The organism is Streptomyces desertarenae, from assembly GCF_042681365.1.
In the GTDB taxonomy this organism is placed as follows: domain Bacteria; phylum Actinomycetota; class Actinomycetes; order Streptomycetales; family Streptomycetaceae; genus Streptomyces; species Streptomyces desertarenae.
On record NZ_JBHUFU010000015.1, the window covers coordinates 123,641 to 138,747 of the forward strand.

8 protein-coding genes are annotated in these 15,107 nt (G+C 74.7%); 6 read left to right on the plus strand and 2 right to left on the minus strand.

From position 1 onward, the window contains the following. The first annotated feature begins 396 nt into the window (after positions 1-396). A complete protein-coding gene (locus tag ACFSJS_RS22915; protein WP_380903421.1) occupies positions 397-2,493 on the plus strand; it encodes an ATP-binding protein in 2,097 nt (698 codons plus the stop codon). A 216-nt stretch (positions 2,494-2,709) separates the two neighbouring features. Then, entirely contained in the window at positions 2,710-4,470 is a 1,761-nt protein-coding gene (locus ACFSJS_RS22920) for a PucR family transcriptional regulator (protein WP_380903423.1), read from the plus strand. A 40-nt stretch (positions 4,471-4,510) separates the two neighbouring features. On the opposite strand, the gene ACFSJS_RS22925 is transcribed toward ACFSJS_RS22920, so the two are convergent. Continuing rightward, entirely contained in the window at positions 4,511-5,845 is a 1,335-nt protein-coding gene (locus ACFSJS_RS22925) for a M14 family metallopeptidase (RefSeq protein ID WP_380903425.1), read from the minus strand. Between the two features lie 282 nt (positions 5,846-6,127). Between ACFSJS_RS22925 and ACFSJS_RS22930 the strand changes: the two genes are divergently transcribed. Then, on the plus strand, positions 6,128-7,582 hold the full coding sequence (locus tag ACFSJS_RS22930) for an aldehyde dehydrogenase family protein (RefSeq protein WP_380903427.1): 1,455 nt from the start codon (positions 6,128-6,130) through the stop codon (positions 7,580-7,582). A gap of 175 nt (positions 7,583-7,757) precedes the next feature. Here the strand turns inward: ACFSJS_RS22930 and ACFSJS_RS22935 are convergent, their stop codons facing one another. Further along, positions 7,758-10,652 carry a glycoside hydrolase family 3 C-terminal domain-containing protein gene (locus ACFSJS_RS22935; RefSeq protein WP_380903429.1) on the minus strand — a complete coding sequence of 965 codons (2,895 nt, stop codon included), beginning with the start codon at positions 10,650-10,652 and terminating at the stop codon, positions 7,758-7,760. A 381-nt stretch (positions 10,653-11,033) separates the two neighbouring features. On the opposite strand from ACFSJS_RS22935, the gene ACFSJS_RS22940 reads away from it, so the two are divergent. The 3 genes from ACFSJS_RS22940 to ACFSJS_RS22950 all read left to right on the plus strand — a co-directional run bounded on the left by ACFSJS_RS22940 (position 11,034) and on the right by ACFSJS_RS22950 (position 14,901). Next, entirely contained in the window at positions 11,034-12,701 is a 1,668-nt protein-coding gene (locus tag ACFSJS_RS22940) for an extracellular solute-binding protein (protein ID WP_380903431.1), read from the plus strand. A 131-nt stretch (positions 12,702-12,832) separates the two neighbouring features. Beyond that, the gene (locus ACFSJS_RS22945; RefSeq protein ID WP_380903433.1) at positions 12,833-13,975 is read left to right on the plus strand and encodes an ABC transporter permease; all 1,143 of its coding nucleotides are present in this window, start codon (positions 12,833-12,835) and stop codon (positions 13,973-13,975) included. Positions 13,976-14,019: 44 nt separating this feature from the next. Further along, positions 14,020-14,901, plus strand: a complete 882-nt coding sequence (locus ACFSJS_RS22950; RefSeq protein WP_380903443.1) for a carbohydrate ABC transporter permease — start codon at positions 14,020-14,022, stop codon at positions 14,899-14,901. Positions 14,902-15,107 lie beyond the last annotated feature (206 nt).

The window sequence follows — 15,107 nt, forward strand, 5'->3', positions numbered from 1 at the left end:
CGCGGGTGCGGTTTCTCGCAGGCTAGGTCGCGGGAGGGGACGCTGACATGCACCGCCGCGGAGAAGTGGCCGCGTCGTGTTGGCCACCGTGGACAGGGCCGGTTCCGCGGGGCGGCCAACGGGCGTGCCGGGACACTAGATTGGGCGGAGGCGGCGCCGGCGGACGGGCCGGGGCGCGCCGGACGGGCCGGACGGGCCGGACGAGGAGCAGAGCGGGACATGGTGGGTGACGGGGCGCAGGGGAGTCACGGGCCGTACGGGCCGCCGGGGGCCTACGGTGCCCCGGGCGGCGTTCCGGGCGCACGGGACCCGCGGCACGTCCGAGGAGCGGCCGGCGGGACGTGGGGCGGCGAGGGGGCCGCCCCGGCGCTGCCGCCGACCCCGCCGCCTCCCCCGATGCCGCGGCAGGCGCCGGCGGCCGGGCCGCCCCTGGGGGAGTGGCTGCGCACCCCCCGCCCCGAGGCCGAGCCGGGGGTGTGGCGGTACGGGCACCGGCCGAAGCCGCCGGAGGACCCCGACCGGCTGGACGACCGGCAACTGCTGGGCGGTGCCGCGCTGGCGCTGCTCGGTGCACTGCTCACCTGGTCGCTCATCTACAACGAGTACCTGCCTGCCTTCCGGCTGCTCTACGGAATCTGGCCCGCGTCATGGGCCGCCGGCGGCGGCAGCCAGTTCTGGGCAGCCGTCTTCAACTACATCTGCATCTACGGAGTGGTCGTCGCCGTTCTTGTGCTCGTCTTCGGAACGATCGGGCGGTGGCGGGAGGTCTGGCGGCGCTACGTGCGCGAACGCTTTGGAGCGCCGTCCGGGCAGACTCCCGAGGTCCCGCCGGCCCAGAGCGATCCCGCCGCCGACCCCGGGCTGTGGCCCCAGCTGCGGGCCGCCGGCGAGCACGCCGCCGCCGACCGGCTGACGGCGGAGATCCGGCAGGGGCGGATGAACGACGTGGACTACGTGCGCCTCGACCGCGCCTGGCAGACGGCGCGGTCGAGGCCCGACCGGCTGCCCGCCTTCTCCGAAGCCATACTCGCCCGGGGCGCCGCCGCCTTCACCCACCCCTCCGGCGACCGGGACCTGCCCGCCCGGGCGGCCCGGCACGACCTGCTGACCGGGCAGGTGCGGCTGGGCTCCGTGCCCGACGAGGAGCGCAACCCGTACGCCTACCGGGGCGCCTGGCTCGCCCTGGAGCCCGCCCTGCTGAGCACCTCGCTGCTGGTGGTGGGCCCGTCCGCCGCCGGGAAGACCAGCAGGGTGGTGCGGCCGGCGGTGGAGTCCCTGGCGCTCCAGGCGCTCGCCGGGCGGGCCGCGGTGGTCGCCGTGGGCGCGGCGGGTGCCGGGCTCGGGCCCGACGAGGCCTACGACGTGGTGATCAGGCTCGGCGACCCCGGCTCCGCCCACGACCTCGACCTCTACGGCGGCGCCGACGACCCCGACGAGGCCGCCGCCGTGCTCGCCGAGGCGCTGGTCGGCGACGCCCTCGGGGGCGCCGGGGCGGGAGGCGCGTTCGGGATGCCGGGCGGCGAGGCCGACACCCGCCGCGCCGCCACCGCTCTCGCGCAGCTCATCGGCCCCTACCGGGCCGCGCACGGCCGCTTCCCGTCCGTCCCCGAGCTGCGGGAGCTGCTGGACGGTGTTCCGGTCGCGCTGGCCGCGCTGCGCCAGGCCTGCGAGGCCGCCGGGGACGGGGCCGCCCTGCGCGAGCTGGACGCCCGCGAGCGCCAGGCCGGACGGCCCGGTGATCCCGGGCCGCTGCTGGCCGACCGGATCGCGCTGCTGGACCGGCCCGCGTTCGCCGGGTTCTTCCGCACCGGCGCCCCGGGGGAGGCGGCCGGTCCCGGCGGGCCCGCCCGTCCCGGCCGGCCCTTCGCCATGCGCGACCTGGAGCACCCGCTGCGGGTGCGGATCGACCTGCCCGAACGCGGCCACGCCGAGGCATCCCGCCTGCTGGCCCGGCTGCTGCTCGCCCAGTTCACCACCTGCGCCCAGGACCGGGACCGGCGCTCGCTCTTCGCCTGCCTGGTGCTCGACGACGCCGCGCACACCCTCACGCCCGCCTCCGTGCGGGCCGTCCAGCGGCTGCGGACCGCGAACGCGGGCGTGGTGCTGGCGCTGCGCAGCCTGGACGAGGTGCCCGAGCCGCTGCGCGCGGCCGCGGTCGGCGCCGTCGGCTGCCGGGTGGCGCTGTCGGGGCTGAGCACCTGGGACGGCGAGGTGTTCGCCCGGGCCTGGGGCCGGGACTGGGTGGAGACCGAGGACGTCACCCACAACCCGGACGTCTCCGGCGGCCCGCTCCGCAGGGCCGTGCGGGCCGTCCGCACCCTGTTCACGGGGGTGCGGGCGACCACCCGCTCGGTGACGGTGCGCACGGTGCAGCGCGAGCGGTGGTCGGCCTCCGACCTGGCCCACAAGGTGCCGCCGGGGCATGCGGTGGTGTCGCTGACGACCTTCCGGGGCGAGGCGAGTCCGCCGGTCCTGACCCGTCTGGGCGGGTGACGCCGGAGCGCGCGGGCCCGGAGCCCGGGCCGCGCTCCGGGCGGGTCCGCGCCGGGGCGCGGGAGCAGGCGCGCGGAGGCGTACAGCTGTACGGTCAGGCACAGTCCGGCCTTATTCTCACTACCGTACGGCCAAAACCATCGTCACGTATCACCCCGTCTGCCGGAAAGCGCCGACGTAAAGCGGCGAACCGCCGGAAAGGGCCCCAGTCCAGTCATGCCGCTCACCCTCGCCTCGCTGGTCCAGCACTCCTCCCTCAGGCTCACCGTCCTCGCGGGCGGGGACCGGCTGGACGCCCCCGTGCGCTGGGCGCACGTCAGCGAGCTGCCCGACCCCGTGCCGTACCTGGAGGGCGGGGAGCTGCTGCTGATCACGGCGATGAAGCTCGACGTCGAGGACGCCGCCGCGATGCGCCGCTACGTCGGGCGGCTGGACGCCGCCGGCGTGGTCGGGCTGGGCTTCGCGGCCGGGGTCGCCTACGAGGAGGTGCCGCCGGCGCTGCTCGCCGCGGCCCGCGAGGTGGGCTTCCCGCTGCTGGAGGTGCCCCGCCGCACCCCGTTCCTGGCGATCAGCAAGGCGGTGTCGGCGGCCAACGCCGCCGAGCAGTACCGGGCGGTCACCGCGGGTTTCGAGGCCCAGCGCGAGCTGACCCGCGCCGCCCTGTCCGAGCAGGGCCCGGCGGCCCTGCTGGCGCGGCTGGCCGCGCACGTCGACGGCTGGGCGGCACTCTACGACGTCTCCGGGGCGCTGGTGGCCGCGGCCCCCGCCTGGGCGTCCCGCCGCGCCGCGCGGCTGACCGGGGAGGTGCGGCGCCTGCGCGACCGGCCCGCGCCGGCGAGCGCCGTGGTCAGCGAGGCACCGGGCGGCGGGGACCGGGGGGACGGCCGGGACGGGGAGGCGCCGGACGACCGGGTGGAGCTGCAGTCGATCGGTTCCGGGCGGCGGGTCAGGGCCGTGCTGGCGGTGGGCACCGGTTCCCCGCCGGGCACCGCCGAGCGCTACGCCGTCAACTCCGCCGTCGCCCTGCTGACCCTGACCACCGAGCGTTCCCGCGCCCTGCAGGAGGCCGAGCGGCGGCTGGCGGCCGGGGTGCTGCGGATGCTGATGGCGGGGGAGGCCGACCACGCCCGGGCGGTGGCCGGCTCCCTGTACGGCGGGCTGCTGGACGAGCCGCTGCGGGTGGTGGTGGCGGAGGCCGCAGCGGGGGCGGGCCGGCGCCGCGCACCCGCCGTTCCGCGCGGGCGGGCGGAGGAGGCCGCCGCCCCCGGGGCGGCGGGGGAACCGCAGGAGGGCCCGCCGGCGGTGCTGGAGGCGCTGGCCGAGCGGGTCGAGGCGGCCGCGGCGCGGGCGGGGGAGTCGGTGCTGCTGGTCCTGTGCGGGGCCAGGCTGACGGGGCTGGTGGCCGACGGCGGAGCCGCGGCGGCCGCCTGCGCGGACTTCGCGGGACGGGCCGAGACCGCCCCCGGCGGCGACGTCTGCGGGACGGGGCGGGGCGGGTCGGCCGTGCGGACCGGTCAGACGGGGCCGGGGCTGGTCGTCGGTGTCTCGGCGCCCGCCGGGATCGCCTCCGCGGCCGTGGCCTTCCGGCAGGCCGAGCAGGCGCTGTCCGTCGCCCGCCGCCGGGGGCGGGCGCTGGTGGAGCACGAGGACGTGGCCTCCGGCTCGGTACTGCCGCTGCTGGCCGACGACGCCGTGCGGGCCTTCGCCGACGGCATGCTGCGGGCGCTGCACGAACACGACGCGCACGGCCGCGGCGACCTGGTCGCCTCGCTGCACGCCTGGCTCTCGCGCCACGGCCAGTGGGACGCGGCCGCCGCCGACCTCGGCGTCCACCGGCACACCCTGCGCTACCGGATGCGGCGGGTCGAGGAGATCCTGGGCCGGTCGCTGGACGACCCGGACGTGCGGATGGAGCTGTGGCTGGCGCTCAAGGCGACGGCCGCCCTGCCCCCGGCCGGGGACGGACGGGGGGCCTGAGCCGGCCGGAGGCGCCCCCGGCCGGTTCAGGCCCGCCCGGTCAGGAGGTGCAGTACTGCGCCCCCTTGCCGATCGAGCGGTACATGCAGTCGGCGTTCTCCAGCAGCAGGAGCACCGCGCCCTCGTTGCGGCTGGTCTCCCGCTCGATCACCTCGTCGGGCGGGTAGAAGCCCTCCCGGCCGTTGGGGCCCGGGTACATCTCGAAGGTGTAGCTGAAGATGCGGTGCACACCCCACATCCAGTCGTTGATCGACCCGTCCGTGATGTACAGGTCGCTGGACTGCTGCGGGGTGTAGCCGTTGCTGGCGGCCATCGCCCGGCCCACGGCGGCGAAGGCGTCGCGGTCGTCCCGGGTGAGTCCCGGGGCGGTGTCGTCGTAGGTGTAGCCGTAGGGCCACAGCACCAGTTCGCTGTAGGTGTGGAAGTCGATGTGCGCCCGGATCTGCTGCCTTCCGCCCACGACCCGGCTGTTGACGAAGTCGGCGACGACGCGCACCTCGGTGGCGGACCCGGCGGACGGGCCGCGGTAGGTGAGGCTGGAGGGGCTGGAGGAGGAGCCGCCGCAGCAGCCCCACTGGTAGGGCCAGTTGCGGTTGAGGTCGGTGCCGATGGCCGTGGAGCCGGGGGTGGGCTGGCGGTTCTTGCGCCAACTGCGGTAGCTGCCGGAGGCGATGTCGTACTCGCCGCCGTCGGGATTGGCGTCCGGGATGATCCACAGCTCGCGCTGGTCGACCATGCGGGTGATGCGCGCGTCCGAGCCGTACCGCTCGCCGAACTCCCGGATCACGTAGAGCGCCATCTCGACCGTCAGGTGCTCCCGGGCGTGCTGGTGGTGTGTGAACAGCACCTCGGGTTCGGCCTCGTCGGTGCGGGCGTTGTCGCTGATCTTGACCGCGACGATGTCGCGGCCCTGGTGGGACTTGCCGATGACCTTCTTGGTCATGATGTCCGGGTGCGCCCGGACGTACTCGTTGACGGCCGCCGTGGCCTCGGCGTAGTTGTGGTAGCCGGAGTCGCTCGGCGGGAAGTCGAGGGCGCCGGTCTCCTTTCCGGCCGTCCGGTCCGGCGGCGCCGGGAGCGCGGTGAGCCGGTGTCCGGCCTTGCGCAGCCTCTCCGCCTGCGCGGCGTCGGCGGTGACCACCACCGAGTGCTCGCGCACCGCGTCGATCGCGGCGCCGGTGCGGGCGATGGCGGTGCGCCGGTCGGCGCCGGTGATGCCGGTGATCTCGTACTGCCGGTCGCCGCCGGCGGTGGTGGTCCGCCGGAGGTCGTCGCCGGGCGCGGCGGTGGCCTGCGCGCCGAGCGGAGCGGCCAGTGCGAGGGTGAGGAACAGGGCGGCGGTGAGGGACCGCCGTCCCCTCGGACGTCTACGCATCGCGTCTCCTGGGGTGTCCAGTTCGACGGGTGGGGGGCCTTGCGTGTCGTGCCGTGTCATGGTCGCGGCAAAAAGGACGGGCCGACAACCCCCCCTTTCTCGCCAAAGCGGTGCGGGGAGGCGCCGCAGTGCTACGCGCAGGACAACAGCCGCGGGCCGGTGCGGCCCCTACGGTGGTGGCGGAGGGCCGCCCGTGCCGTCACGGCCGGTCGCCCACCCGCGTCGACCACCACTCGACCGCCACCACATCGCTCCACCACTTCGGAAGGGCCGGGATACGCAGTGACCACAGCGACTTCCCCGCACGCGTTCTGGCTCGCCGGCCGCGAGGCGACCGGCGACGAGACCTTCGAGGTCACCTCGCCCTGGGACGGCCGGACCGTCGGCATCGTCGGCATCCCCACCGAGGCCCAGGTCGAGCAGGCCGTGGCCGCCGCGGCCGGTGTCGCCGCCGAGTTCGCGGCCACGCCCGCGCACGTGCGCGCCGCGGCCCTGGACCACGTCTCACGACGGCTCGCCGAGCGCTCCGAGGAGATCGCCCGGCTGATCTCCGCCGAGAACGGAAAGCCCGTCAAGTGGGCCCGCGGCGAGGTCGGCCGCGCGGTGTCGGTCTTCCGCTGGGCCTCGGACGAGGCACGCCGCTTCAACGGCGGCACCGCCCAGCGGCTGGACTCCGACGCGGGCGGGGTCGGCCGCCTCGCCCTGACCCGCCGCTTCCCGCGCGGACCGGTGCTGGGCATCGCGCCGTTCAACTTCCCGCTCAACCTCTGCGCCCACAAGGTCGCCCCGGCGATCGCGGTCGGCGCGCCGATCATCCTCAAGCCCGCACCGGCCACCCCGCTCTCCGCGCTGCTCCTGGGCGAGCTGCTGGCCGAGACCGACCTGCCCGCCGGCGCCTGGTCGGTGCTGCCCGTCCCCAACGACCGCATGCCGTCGCTGGTGCGGGACGAGCGGCTGCCGGTGCTCTCCTTCACCGGTTCCGGCCCCGTCGGGTGGTCCATCCTGGACTCCGTCCCCCGCAAGCGCGTCACCCTGGAGCTGGGCGGCAACGGCGCGGCGGTGGTCCTGGCCGACTACTCCTCGGAGGCCGACCTGGACTGGGCCGCGCAGCGCATCGCGACCTTCTCCAACTACCAGGGCGGCCAGTCCTGCATCTCCGTCCAGCGGGTCATCGCCGACGCCTCGGTGTACGACCGGCTGGTGCCCAAGGTGGTCGCCGCCGTCGAGGCGCAGGTCACCGGTGACCCCTCGGACGACGCCACCGACGTCGGCCCGCTGATCAGCGAGGACGCCGCCAGGCGGGTGGAGTCCTGGGTGGACGAGGCGGTCGCCGCCGGGGCGCGGCTGCTGACCGGCGGCAAGCGGGACGGCGCCGCCTACGCCCCCACCGTCCTCGTCGACGTCCCCGCCGACGTCACCCTCTCCTGCGAGGAGGTCTTCGGCCCCGTGCTGACCATCTCGCCGGCCGACGGCGAGGAGGCCGCCTTCGCCGCGGTCAACGACTCCCGGTACGGCCTCCAGGCGGGCGTGTTCACCCACGACGTGCAGGCCGCCTTCCGCGCCCACCGCGCCCTGGAGGTCGGCGGCGTGATCATCGGCGACGTGCCCTCCTACCGCGCGGACCAGATGCCCTACGGCGGTGCGAAGGAGTCCGGAGTCGGGCGCGAGGGCGTGCTGTTCGCGATGGAGGACTACACCTACGAGCGGGTGATGGTCCTCACCGGCCTGGACCTGTGACCGGGCCCGCACACGGGTGAGGCCGCGGCGGCCGGGGCACACGCCCCGGCCGCCCGCCGGCCGGAGGGACCGGGGCCCCGGACGGACCGGCGCGTCCCGTGCCGCCGGGATGGGGACCGCCGCGGCCCGGCGCCCGGAGGCACGGGGCCGGACCGCGGCGCGGGCCCGCCTGTCGTCAGGAGGATTCGGCGGACGAGGGGTCGCCGAAGCCCAGACGGGCCAGTCTCAGGGAGCCGCGCAGGGTGACGCGCAGGTCGCCGGTGCCCTCGGGCGGCTCGGGCAGGGCGGCCCGCACGGTGGTGTAGGCGTAGCGGTCGCCGGTGGAGGGGACGGTGAGATGGACCGGTGCGCCGTCCCCCGCCCGGAGGACGACCACCGCCTCGCCCGGCTCCTCGCGGGCGGCCTCCACGGTGACGGAGGCGGTGCCGGAGCCGAAGCCGCAGTCGCGGAAGACCAGTTCGGCCTCCTCCTCGCCGGCGGGGGCGACCGCGTCGCCGCGCTCCCGGCCGAGGTCCACCAGTGCGGTGCCGCGCTGCTCGTCGTAGTCGGCGGCCCGGATGCTCCCCACCGGACGCGGTCCGGGCGCCTCGCCGCCGACCCGCACGGTCGCGCCGGCGCGGAGGTCGGTGCTGGAGGCGCCGACGTCGACGCCGTAGGTGCCCGGCGCCACCGTCCAGCGGCCGTGTGCGACGTCCCAGAAGCCCAGCGCCTCCGACAGCGGGACGGCGAACTCCACCTCCCGCGAGGCGCCCGGCGCCAGGCGGATCCTGCGGTGGCCGGCCAGGGCGCGGTGCGGACGGGGGAGGTCCGGGCCGGCCGTCTCCACCGCGCGCACGTAGAGCTGGACGACCTCGTCGCCGGTCTGCTCCCCGGTGTTGGCCACCGTGCAGCGGACCGTCAGCGTCCGCCCGTCGTGGGAGGCGGTCAGGCCGCCGTAGGAGAAGGACGTGTACGACAGTCCGTGGCCGAAGGGGTACAGGGGCGTGCCGTCGAAGTACAGGTAGGTGGTGCGGGAGCCGATGACGTCGTAGTCGAGCAGGCCGGGCAGGTCCGCGTCGGAGGCGTACCAGGTCTGCGGCAGCCGCCCGCCCGGCGGGACGTCCCCGGCCAGCACCGCGGCCAGGGCGGCCCCGGCGGCCTGCCCGCCGTGGGCGGTCCACAGCAGGGCGGGCAGGGCGGCGTCGGCGTCGCCCACCGCGTACGGATAGGCCGAGGTGAGCACCAGGGCGGTGCGCGGGTTGGCCTCACGGGCCGCGCGCCACAGCCGGTCCTGCTGCGGCGGGAGGGCGAGCGTGGTGCGGTCCTCGGTCTCCCGGCCGTTGATGTGCGGATCGTTGCCCGCCACGACGACCACCACGTCGGCGTCCTCCGCGGCGGCCCGCACCGCGTCCTCGCCGCGTTCGACCGTCTCCACGGCGAACACCGCGCCCTCCTCGCCGTCGGCGGCAACCCTGGCGCCGTCGGCGGCGACTGTCAGGTACCGGCCCGTCCCCCGGTGCCACAGGAGGTACCCCTCGCCGTGCGGCCGCAACTCGAAGGTCTCCTGGACGATCCAGCCGCCCGGCTGGTCGGCCGAGGCGCGCAGGAAGCCGTCGTCGGCCACCGACAGGTAGCGCCCGCACTCCGCCCGCAGCGTCAGGACCCCGCCGCCCCAGTCCACCAGGGCGAACTCGCCGCCCGCGGCCGGCTCGGCGCGGACCTCCAGCGGCGGCAGGTCGGTGCGGCCGCGCAGCAGCGCCGGGTCCAGCGCGCCCGCCGCGGCGGGGTCGCCGGTCCCGTCCCCGTCCTTGCCGGGACCGGTGCCGGGGTCGGTCAGCCAGCCGCCGGGGCAGCGCAGCCGCACCCGGTCGGCGCCCTCGGCGAACGTCACGCGGTCGGCGCCGAACCGCTCGCGCAGGCCGTCCAGCGGGGTGGAGCGGTGCAGCAGCGCGCCGCTGTACCAGTCGAGCTTGCACTCGTCGGCCAGCAGTCCGACGACCGCCACCCGCACGCCCTCCGCCAGCGGCAGCAGCCCGTCGTTCTTCAGCAGGACGACCGCCTGCTCGGCGGCCTCGCGCGCCAGCGCGCGGTGTCCGGCCGTGTCGAACGCGGCGTCGTCCTGCGGGCCGGGCTCCGGGTCGAGGTCGCCCAGCGCGCAGCGCATCGCCAGCAGCCGCCGCACCGCCGCGTCGACGTCGGCCTCCTCCAGCAGGCCGCGGTCCAGGGCGCCGCGCACCCGGGCGGTGATCACCGAGGAGTCCTCGCCGTGGTCGGTGAAGCTGTCCACGCCGGCGCGCAGGGCGGCGGCGGTGGCCTCCTCGTGGTCGGCGAAGTAGGCCTGGGAGTCGGCGAGGTTGCTGGGGGCACCCGCGTCCGAGCACACCACCAGGTCGTGGTCGCACCAGGTGCGCAGCTGCTCGGACAGGAGCGGGGAGAGGTGGTTGGGGCGCCCGTTGACCAGGTTGTAGGCGGGCATCACCCCGGCCACCGCACCCGCCCGCACCGGGCCGCGGAAGGCGGGCAGCTCGTACTCGTGCAGTACCCGGGGGCGCACCGAGGCCGAGGAGGTGTCGCGGTCGGTCTCGTTGTTGTGCGACAGCCAGTGCTTGAGCACCGGGGCGGTGCGCCAGCGCGTCGGGTGGTCGCCGCGCAGGCCCCGGGTGTAGGCGGTGGCGATGGCCGCGGTCAGGTGCGGGTCCTCGGAGTAGCCCTCCTCGTTGCGTCCCCACAGCGGATGGCGCAGCAGGTTCACCGTGGGCGCCCAGACGTTCAGGCCCACGCGCGGGTCGCGGGCCCGCATCGCGCGCACCTCGCGCCCGACGGCCTCGCCCACCCGGCGCACCAGGTCGTCGTTCCAGGTCGCCCCCAGGCCGACCGCCTGGGGGAAGACGGTCGCCGGGCCCATCCAGGCCACCCCGTGCAGCGCCTCCTGGCCGGTGCGGAAGGCGGGCAGGCCCAGCCGCTCCACGGCGGGGGCGAACTGGTGCAGCATCGCGACGCGCTCGTCGAGGGTGAGCCGCCCCAGCAGGTCGTCGGCGCGTTCGCGGGCCGGCAGGCGCGGGTCGCGGAAGGGCGGCTGGTCGGTGCTCACGTAGGGGTCCCCTCGGGGTGGTCGGTCCCCGCCGGCGTCCGCGGGGCGGACTGTCGCCCGGGACGCGGCGGGCCGGGGATGACGAGCGTCGTGCTCCGGACGGCACTTCAGGATTCGAAGCGCTTCGATGCTGGAGTGGCGAAGGGCCGGGTGTCAAGGCATCGAACGGCAACAACCTCAGAACCCTTGAACTTCCTGCGGTCTATCCGTAGCAGGAGCTGTGAGGTTTCTTCGTCACGACCCTTGCGCGGTATGACCCTCAGACTTAATCTCGGCGCAATATCGAAGCGCTTCGACCGAGCCATTCGACCGGCGGTACCGTGCCCGGCCGCCAGGCCGCTCCGGTCGTCCGCCGACGCGCCGCCACGAAGGGTTGCCACCATGTCCCAGACCCACAGCCCGAGCCGGAGAACGTTCCTCGCCTCCACCGCGGTCGCCGCCGCCGTGGTCGGCGGGGTCCCGCTGCTGTCGGCGTGTTCCTCCGAGGGCGGCACAGGGGGCAAGGGAGGCACCACGACCGGGAAGGACGCCCGGAAGCTCCTGCCGGCCTACACGGCCTCCCGCGTCGTCGAGCCGGACATCCCCAGCAGGAACGGCTCCCGCCCCGGCTTCACCGGCAAGGCCGAGCCGTACGCGAAGCTGCCCTCCTCCGTCCCGGAGAAGCTCGGCAAGGGCGGCAAGGTCACGATCATGAGCCCGCTGTGGGGCACCCCGCCCAAGAAGGACTGCGCCTACTACCGGGCCGTCGACGAGGCCACCGGCGTGCACGTCGACTGGCAGCCACAGGACGGCAACACCTACGGGGAGAAGCTCGGCGCCGTCCTCGCCTCCAACGGCATCCCCGACATGGTGGTGATCCCCAGCTGGGAGATGCAGGGCAAGATCCCCAGCGCCATCGACAGCCGCTTCGCCGACCTCGGCCCCTACCTGTCGGGTGACAACGTCGGGAAGTACCCCAACCTCGCCGCCATCCCCACCGACGCCTGGCAGATGTCGATCTTCAGTGGGGAGCTGAAGGGCCTGCCCCTGCCCTCCGGCGCGGTCGACATCGTCATCCCCTACTACCGCCAGGACATCTTCGAGGAGAAGGGCTGGGAGCTGCCCACCAGCGCCCAGGAGTTCATGGACCTCGCCGAGGAGATCACCGCGCCCCGGGCCAAGGTGTGGGCCTGCGAGGACATGAAGTGGACGGCGTTCAACGTCTTCGGCGTGCTGCCGGACAAGCCGTACTGCTGGGAGTGGCAGGGGGAGAAGCTGGTCCACCGCGTCGAGACGGACAACTACCTCGAGGCGCTGGAGTGGACCCGCAAGCTCTACGCCGCCGGGGTCGTCCACCCCGACGCCATGGCCGTGCGCGGCGACGCGGGCACCCGCTTCACCGCGGGCCAGTCGATGATGACCAACGACGGCAACGCCAAGTGGTACGGCTGGACCTTCGAGCAGCGCGAGCAGAACCCCGACTTCCGCGTCTCGGGCATGGACATCTTCGGCCACGACGGCGGCGACCCGCAGCTGTACTTCGCCAACCCGGCCGGCATCTGGGCCTTCATCAACCGCAAGGCGTCCAAGGAGACGGTCGAGGAGTGCCTGGCCATCGCCAACTTCGCCGCCGCGCCCTACGGGACCAGGGAGAACCGCCTGGTCCGGTACGGCGTCGAGGGCACCCACTACACGCTGGAGGACGGCGTGCCCACCAAGACCCCCCAGGGCGTCACCGAGACCCAGGACACCTACTTCTTCACCGCCGGCTCCGAGGCCGTGGCCGCCTTCCCCGACCACCCGCAGGTGGTGCGGGACTGGTGCGGATGGCAGCAGCGGATGGGCGCCTTCATGAAGGAGCCGCTGCTGTACGGGATGCAGGTCCGCGAGCCCAACCGGTGGGCCAACCTCAGCGACCAGTTCGAGGACTTCGAGGACGACGTCGTGCGCGGCCGCAAGAAGGTCTCCGATATGCAGCAGGCCGTCGAGGACTGGCGCAAGGCCGGCGGCGACGAACTGCGGGACTGGTACCGGAAGCTGATCGACGAGGTCGGCGAATCCGCCGCCTGACCCACCCGCGCACCCCAGGCAGCGGCCCGGCGCGGACGGCGCACCACCACAGCGCGCCCGCACCCGCACGCGCGTCCGCGCGCGCCGCCCGTACCGGGCCGGGCCCTGGCAACGCTGACGAGGAGAGACCCGTGTCGCACAGCACGGCCCCCGGCGAGGCGACGGCCGACGGCGCCGGCCCCACCGGCATGGCCCCGGCGCCCCACATCGCCCCGGCGGCCCCCGCCGGTTCGCCGACCGCGGACGGCACCCCGCCGGACGCCCCACCGGACGACGGCCGGGACAACAGGCGCCACAGGGACCGGAAGGCCGCCGCCGCACGGGCGAGGGCGTCCGCCCCGCCCGGCGGCGTCACCTGGCGGCACCGGCTGCGCCGCGACCGCGCCCTGGTCCTGATGACGCTGCCCGCCCTGCTGCTGGTCCTCGTCTTCGCCTACGTGCCGCTGCTGGGCAACGTCATCGCCTTCAAGGAGTTCGACCCCTACATCGGCGAGTCCTTCTCCGAGAGCTTCGAGCTGAGCCCGTGGGTGGGCTTCGAGCAGTTCCAGCGGATGTGGGGGGACCCCTACTTCTGGTCGGCCGTCGAGAACACCCTGGTGATCTTCGTCATCCAGCTGCTGTTCTTCTTCCCCGTCCCGATCCTGCTGGCCCTGCTGATCAACAGCATCATCAGCCCGCGGGTGCGCGCCTGGACCCAGGGCGTGCTCTACCTGCCGCACTTCTTCTCCTGGGTGCTGGTCATCACCGTCTTCCAGCAGATCTTCGGCGGTGCGGGGATCATCGCCCAGACGATGCGGGAGCACGGCGGCGGCGGCTTCGACCTGATGACCGACCCCGGCTTCTTCAAGTTCCTGGTCACCTTCCAGATGATCTGGAAGGACGCCGGCTGGGGCATCATCGTCTTCCTCGCCGCGCTGGCGGCCGTCAACCACGAACTGTACGAGGCCGCCGCCATGGACGGCGCGAACCGGTGGCGCCGGATGTGGCACGTCACCCTGCCCGCGCTGCGCCCGGTGATCGCGATGCTGCTCGTGCTGCGCGTCGGCGACGCCCTCACCGTCGGCTTCGAGCAGATCCTGCTCCAGCGCACGGCGGTGGGCACCGGGGCCAGCGAGGTCCTGGACACCTACGTGTGGAACGTCGGCCTGGAGAACGGCGACTTCGGATACGCGGCGGCCGTCGGCATCGTCAAGGGGATCTTCGGCCTCTGCCTGGTCCTGATCGCGAACAAGACCGCCCACCTGCTGGGCGAGCAGGGGGTGTACAGGAAGTGAGCGTGCTGACCGAGGACCGGGAGGCCGAGGGCACCGGCGCCCGGATGCGACCCGCCTGGGAGGAGCCGCCCAGCCGCGTCGGCCTCGCCGCCAAGGGCGCGGTGCTGGGGACGGCCTGCCTGGCCATCCTCTTCCCGCTGTGGATCGTGATCGTCACCAGCCTCTCCTCCGCCGAGACCATCCGGCAGGCGGGCGGACTGGTGATCGTGCCCGACGGGATCACCCTCGAGGCCTACCGCGAGCTGCTCAGCGGCGGCCAGGTCACCCGGGCGACCGTCGTCAGCGTCTGCGTCACCGTCGTCGGCACGCTGTTCAGCATGACCGTCTCGGTGCTGTGCGCCTACGGCCTGTCGCGCTCCGGCTCCTTCGGCCACCGGCCGATGCTGATGACACTGCTGGCCACGATGTTCTTCGGCGCCGGACTGATCCCCACCTACCTGCTGGTGCAGTCCCTCGGCCTGATCGACTCCTACGCCTCGCTGATCCTGCCCAGCGCGGTCAGCGTGTTCAACATCCTGGTGCTGCGGGCGTTCTTCATGGGCACCGCGCCGGAGCTGATCGACAGCGCCCGCATCGACGGCGCCGGCGACTTCCGCATCCTGTGGCGGATCGTCATGCCGCTGTCCCGGCCCGTGCTGGCGGTGATCTCGCTGTTCTACGCGGTCGGCTACTGGAGCGCCTGGTTCAACGCCTCCATCTACCTCAACGACCAGACCAAGATGCCGCTCCAGGTCGTGCTCAACCAGATCGTCCTCAAGGGCGAGCGGCCCACCGGCATGTCCCAGATCGTCAACACCGGCCAGATTCACACCCTGTCGGTCCAGATGGCGGTCATGGTGCTGGCCCTGGTGCCGGTCGCCGTGCTCTCGCCGTTCGTCCAGAAGCACTTCAAGAAGGGCATGCTCATCGGCGCCGTGAAGGGCTGAGCCCCCGCACCGCCGCCCGTCCCCCTCCCTCCCAGGCAGCGAGGTCCACCACCATGAGCCACCACCCCCACGGCAGACGCCCCGACCGGAACGCGGACACCGGCGCCACCCGGCGCACCGTGCTGCGGGGCGCCGCGGCGGCCGGCGCCGCCGCGGCCGCCGCGGGCGGACTGCCCACCGCCCACGCCGCCGCGGCGGCCCGCGCC

What these genes read in the sequence shown, in the direction of transcription:
- ACFSJS_RS22925 (WP_380903425.1), bottom strand. Translation starts at nt 5,845, where the DNA reads ATGCGTAGACGTCCGAGGGGACGGCGGTCCCTCACCGCCGCCCTGTTC.
- ACFSJS_RS22940 (WP_380903431.1), top strand. Translation starts at nt 11,034, where the DNA reads ATGTCCCAGACCCACAGCCCGAGCCGGAGAACGTTCCTCGCCTCCACC.
- ACFSJS_RS22920 (WP_380903423.1), top strand. Translation starts at nt 2,710, where the DNA reads ATGCCGCTCACCCTCGCCTCGCTGGTCCAGCACTCCTCCCTCAGGCTC.
- ACFSJS_RS22950 (WP_380903443.1), top strand. Translation starts at nt 14,020, where the DNA reads ATGCGACCCGCCTGGGAGGAGCCGCCCAGCCGCGTCGGCCTCGCCGCC.
- ACFSJS_RS22915 (WP_380903421.1), top strand. Translation starts at nt 397, where the DNA reads ATGCCGCGGCAGGCGCCGGCGGCCGGGCCGCCCCTGGGGGAGTGGCTG.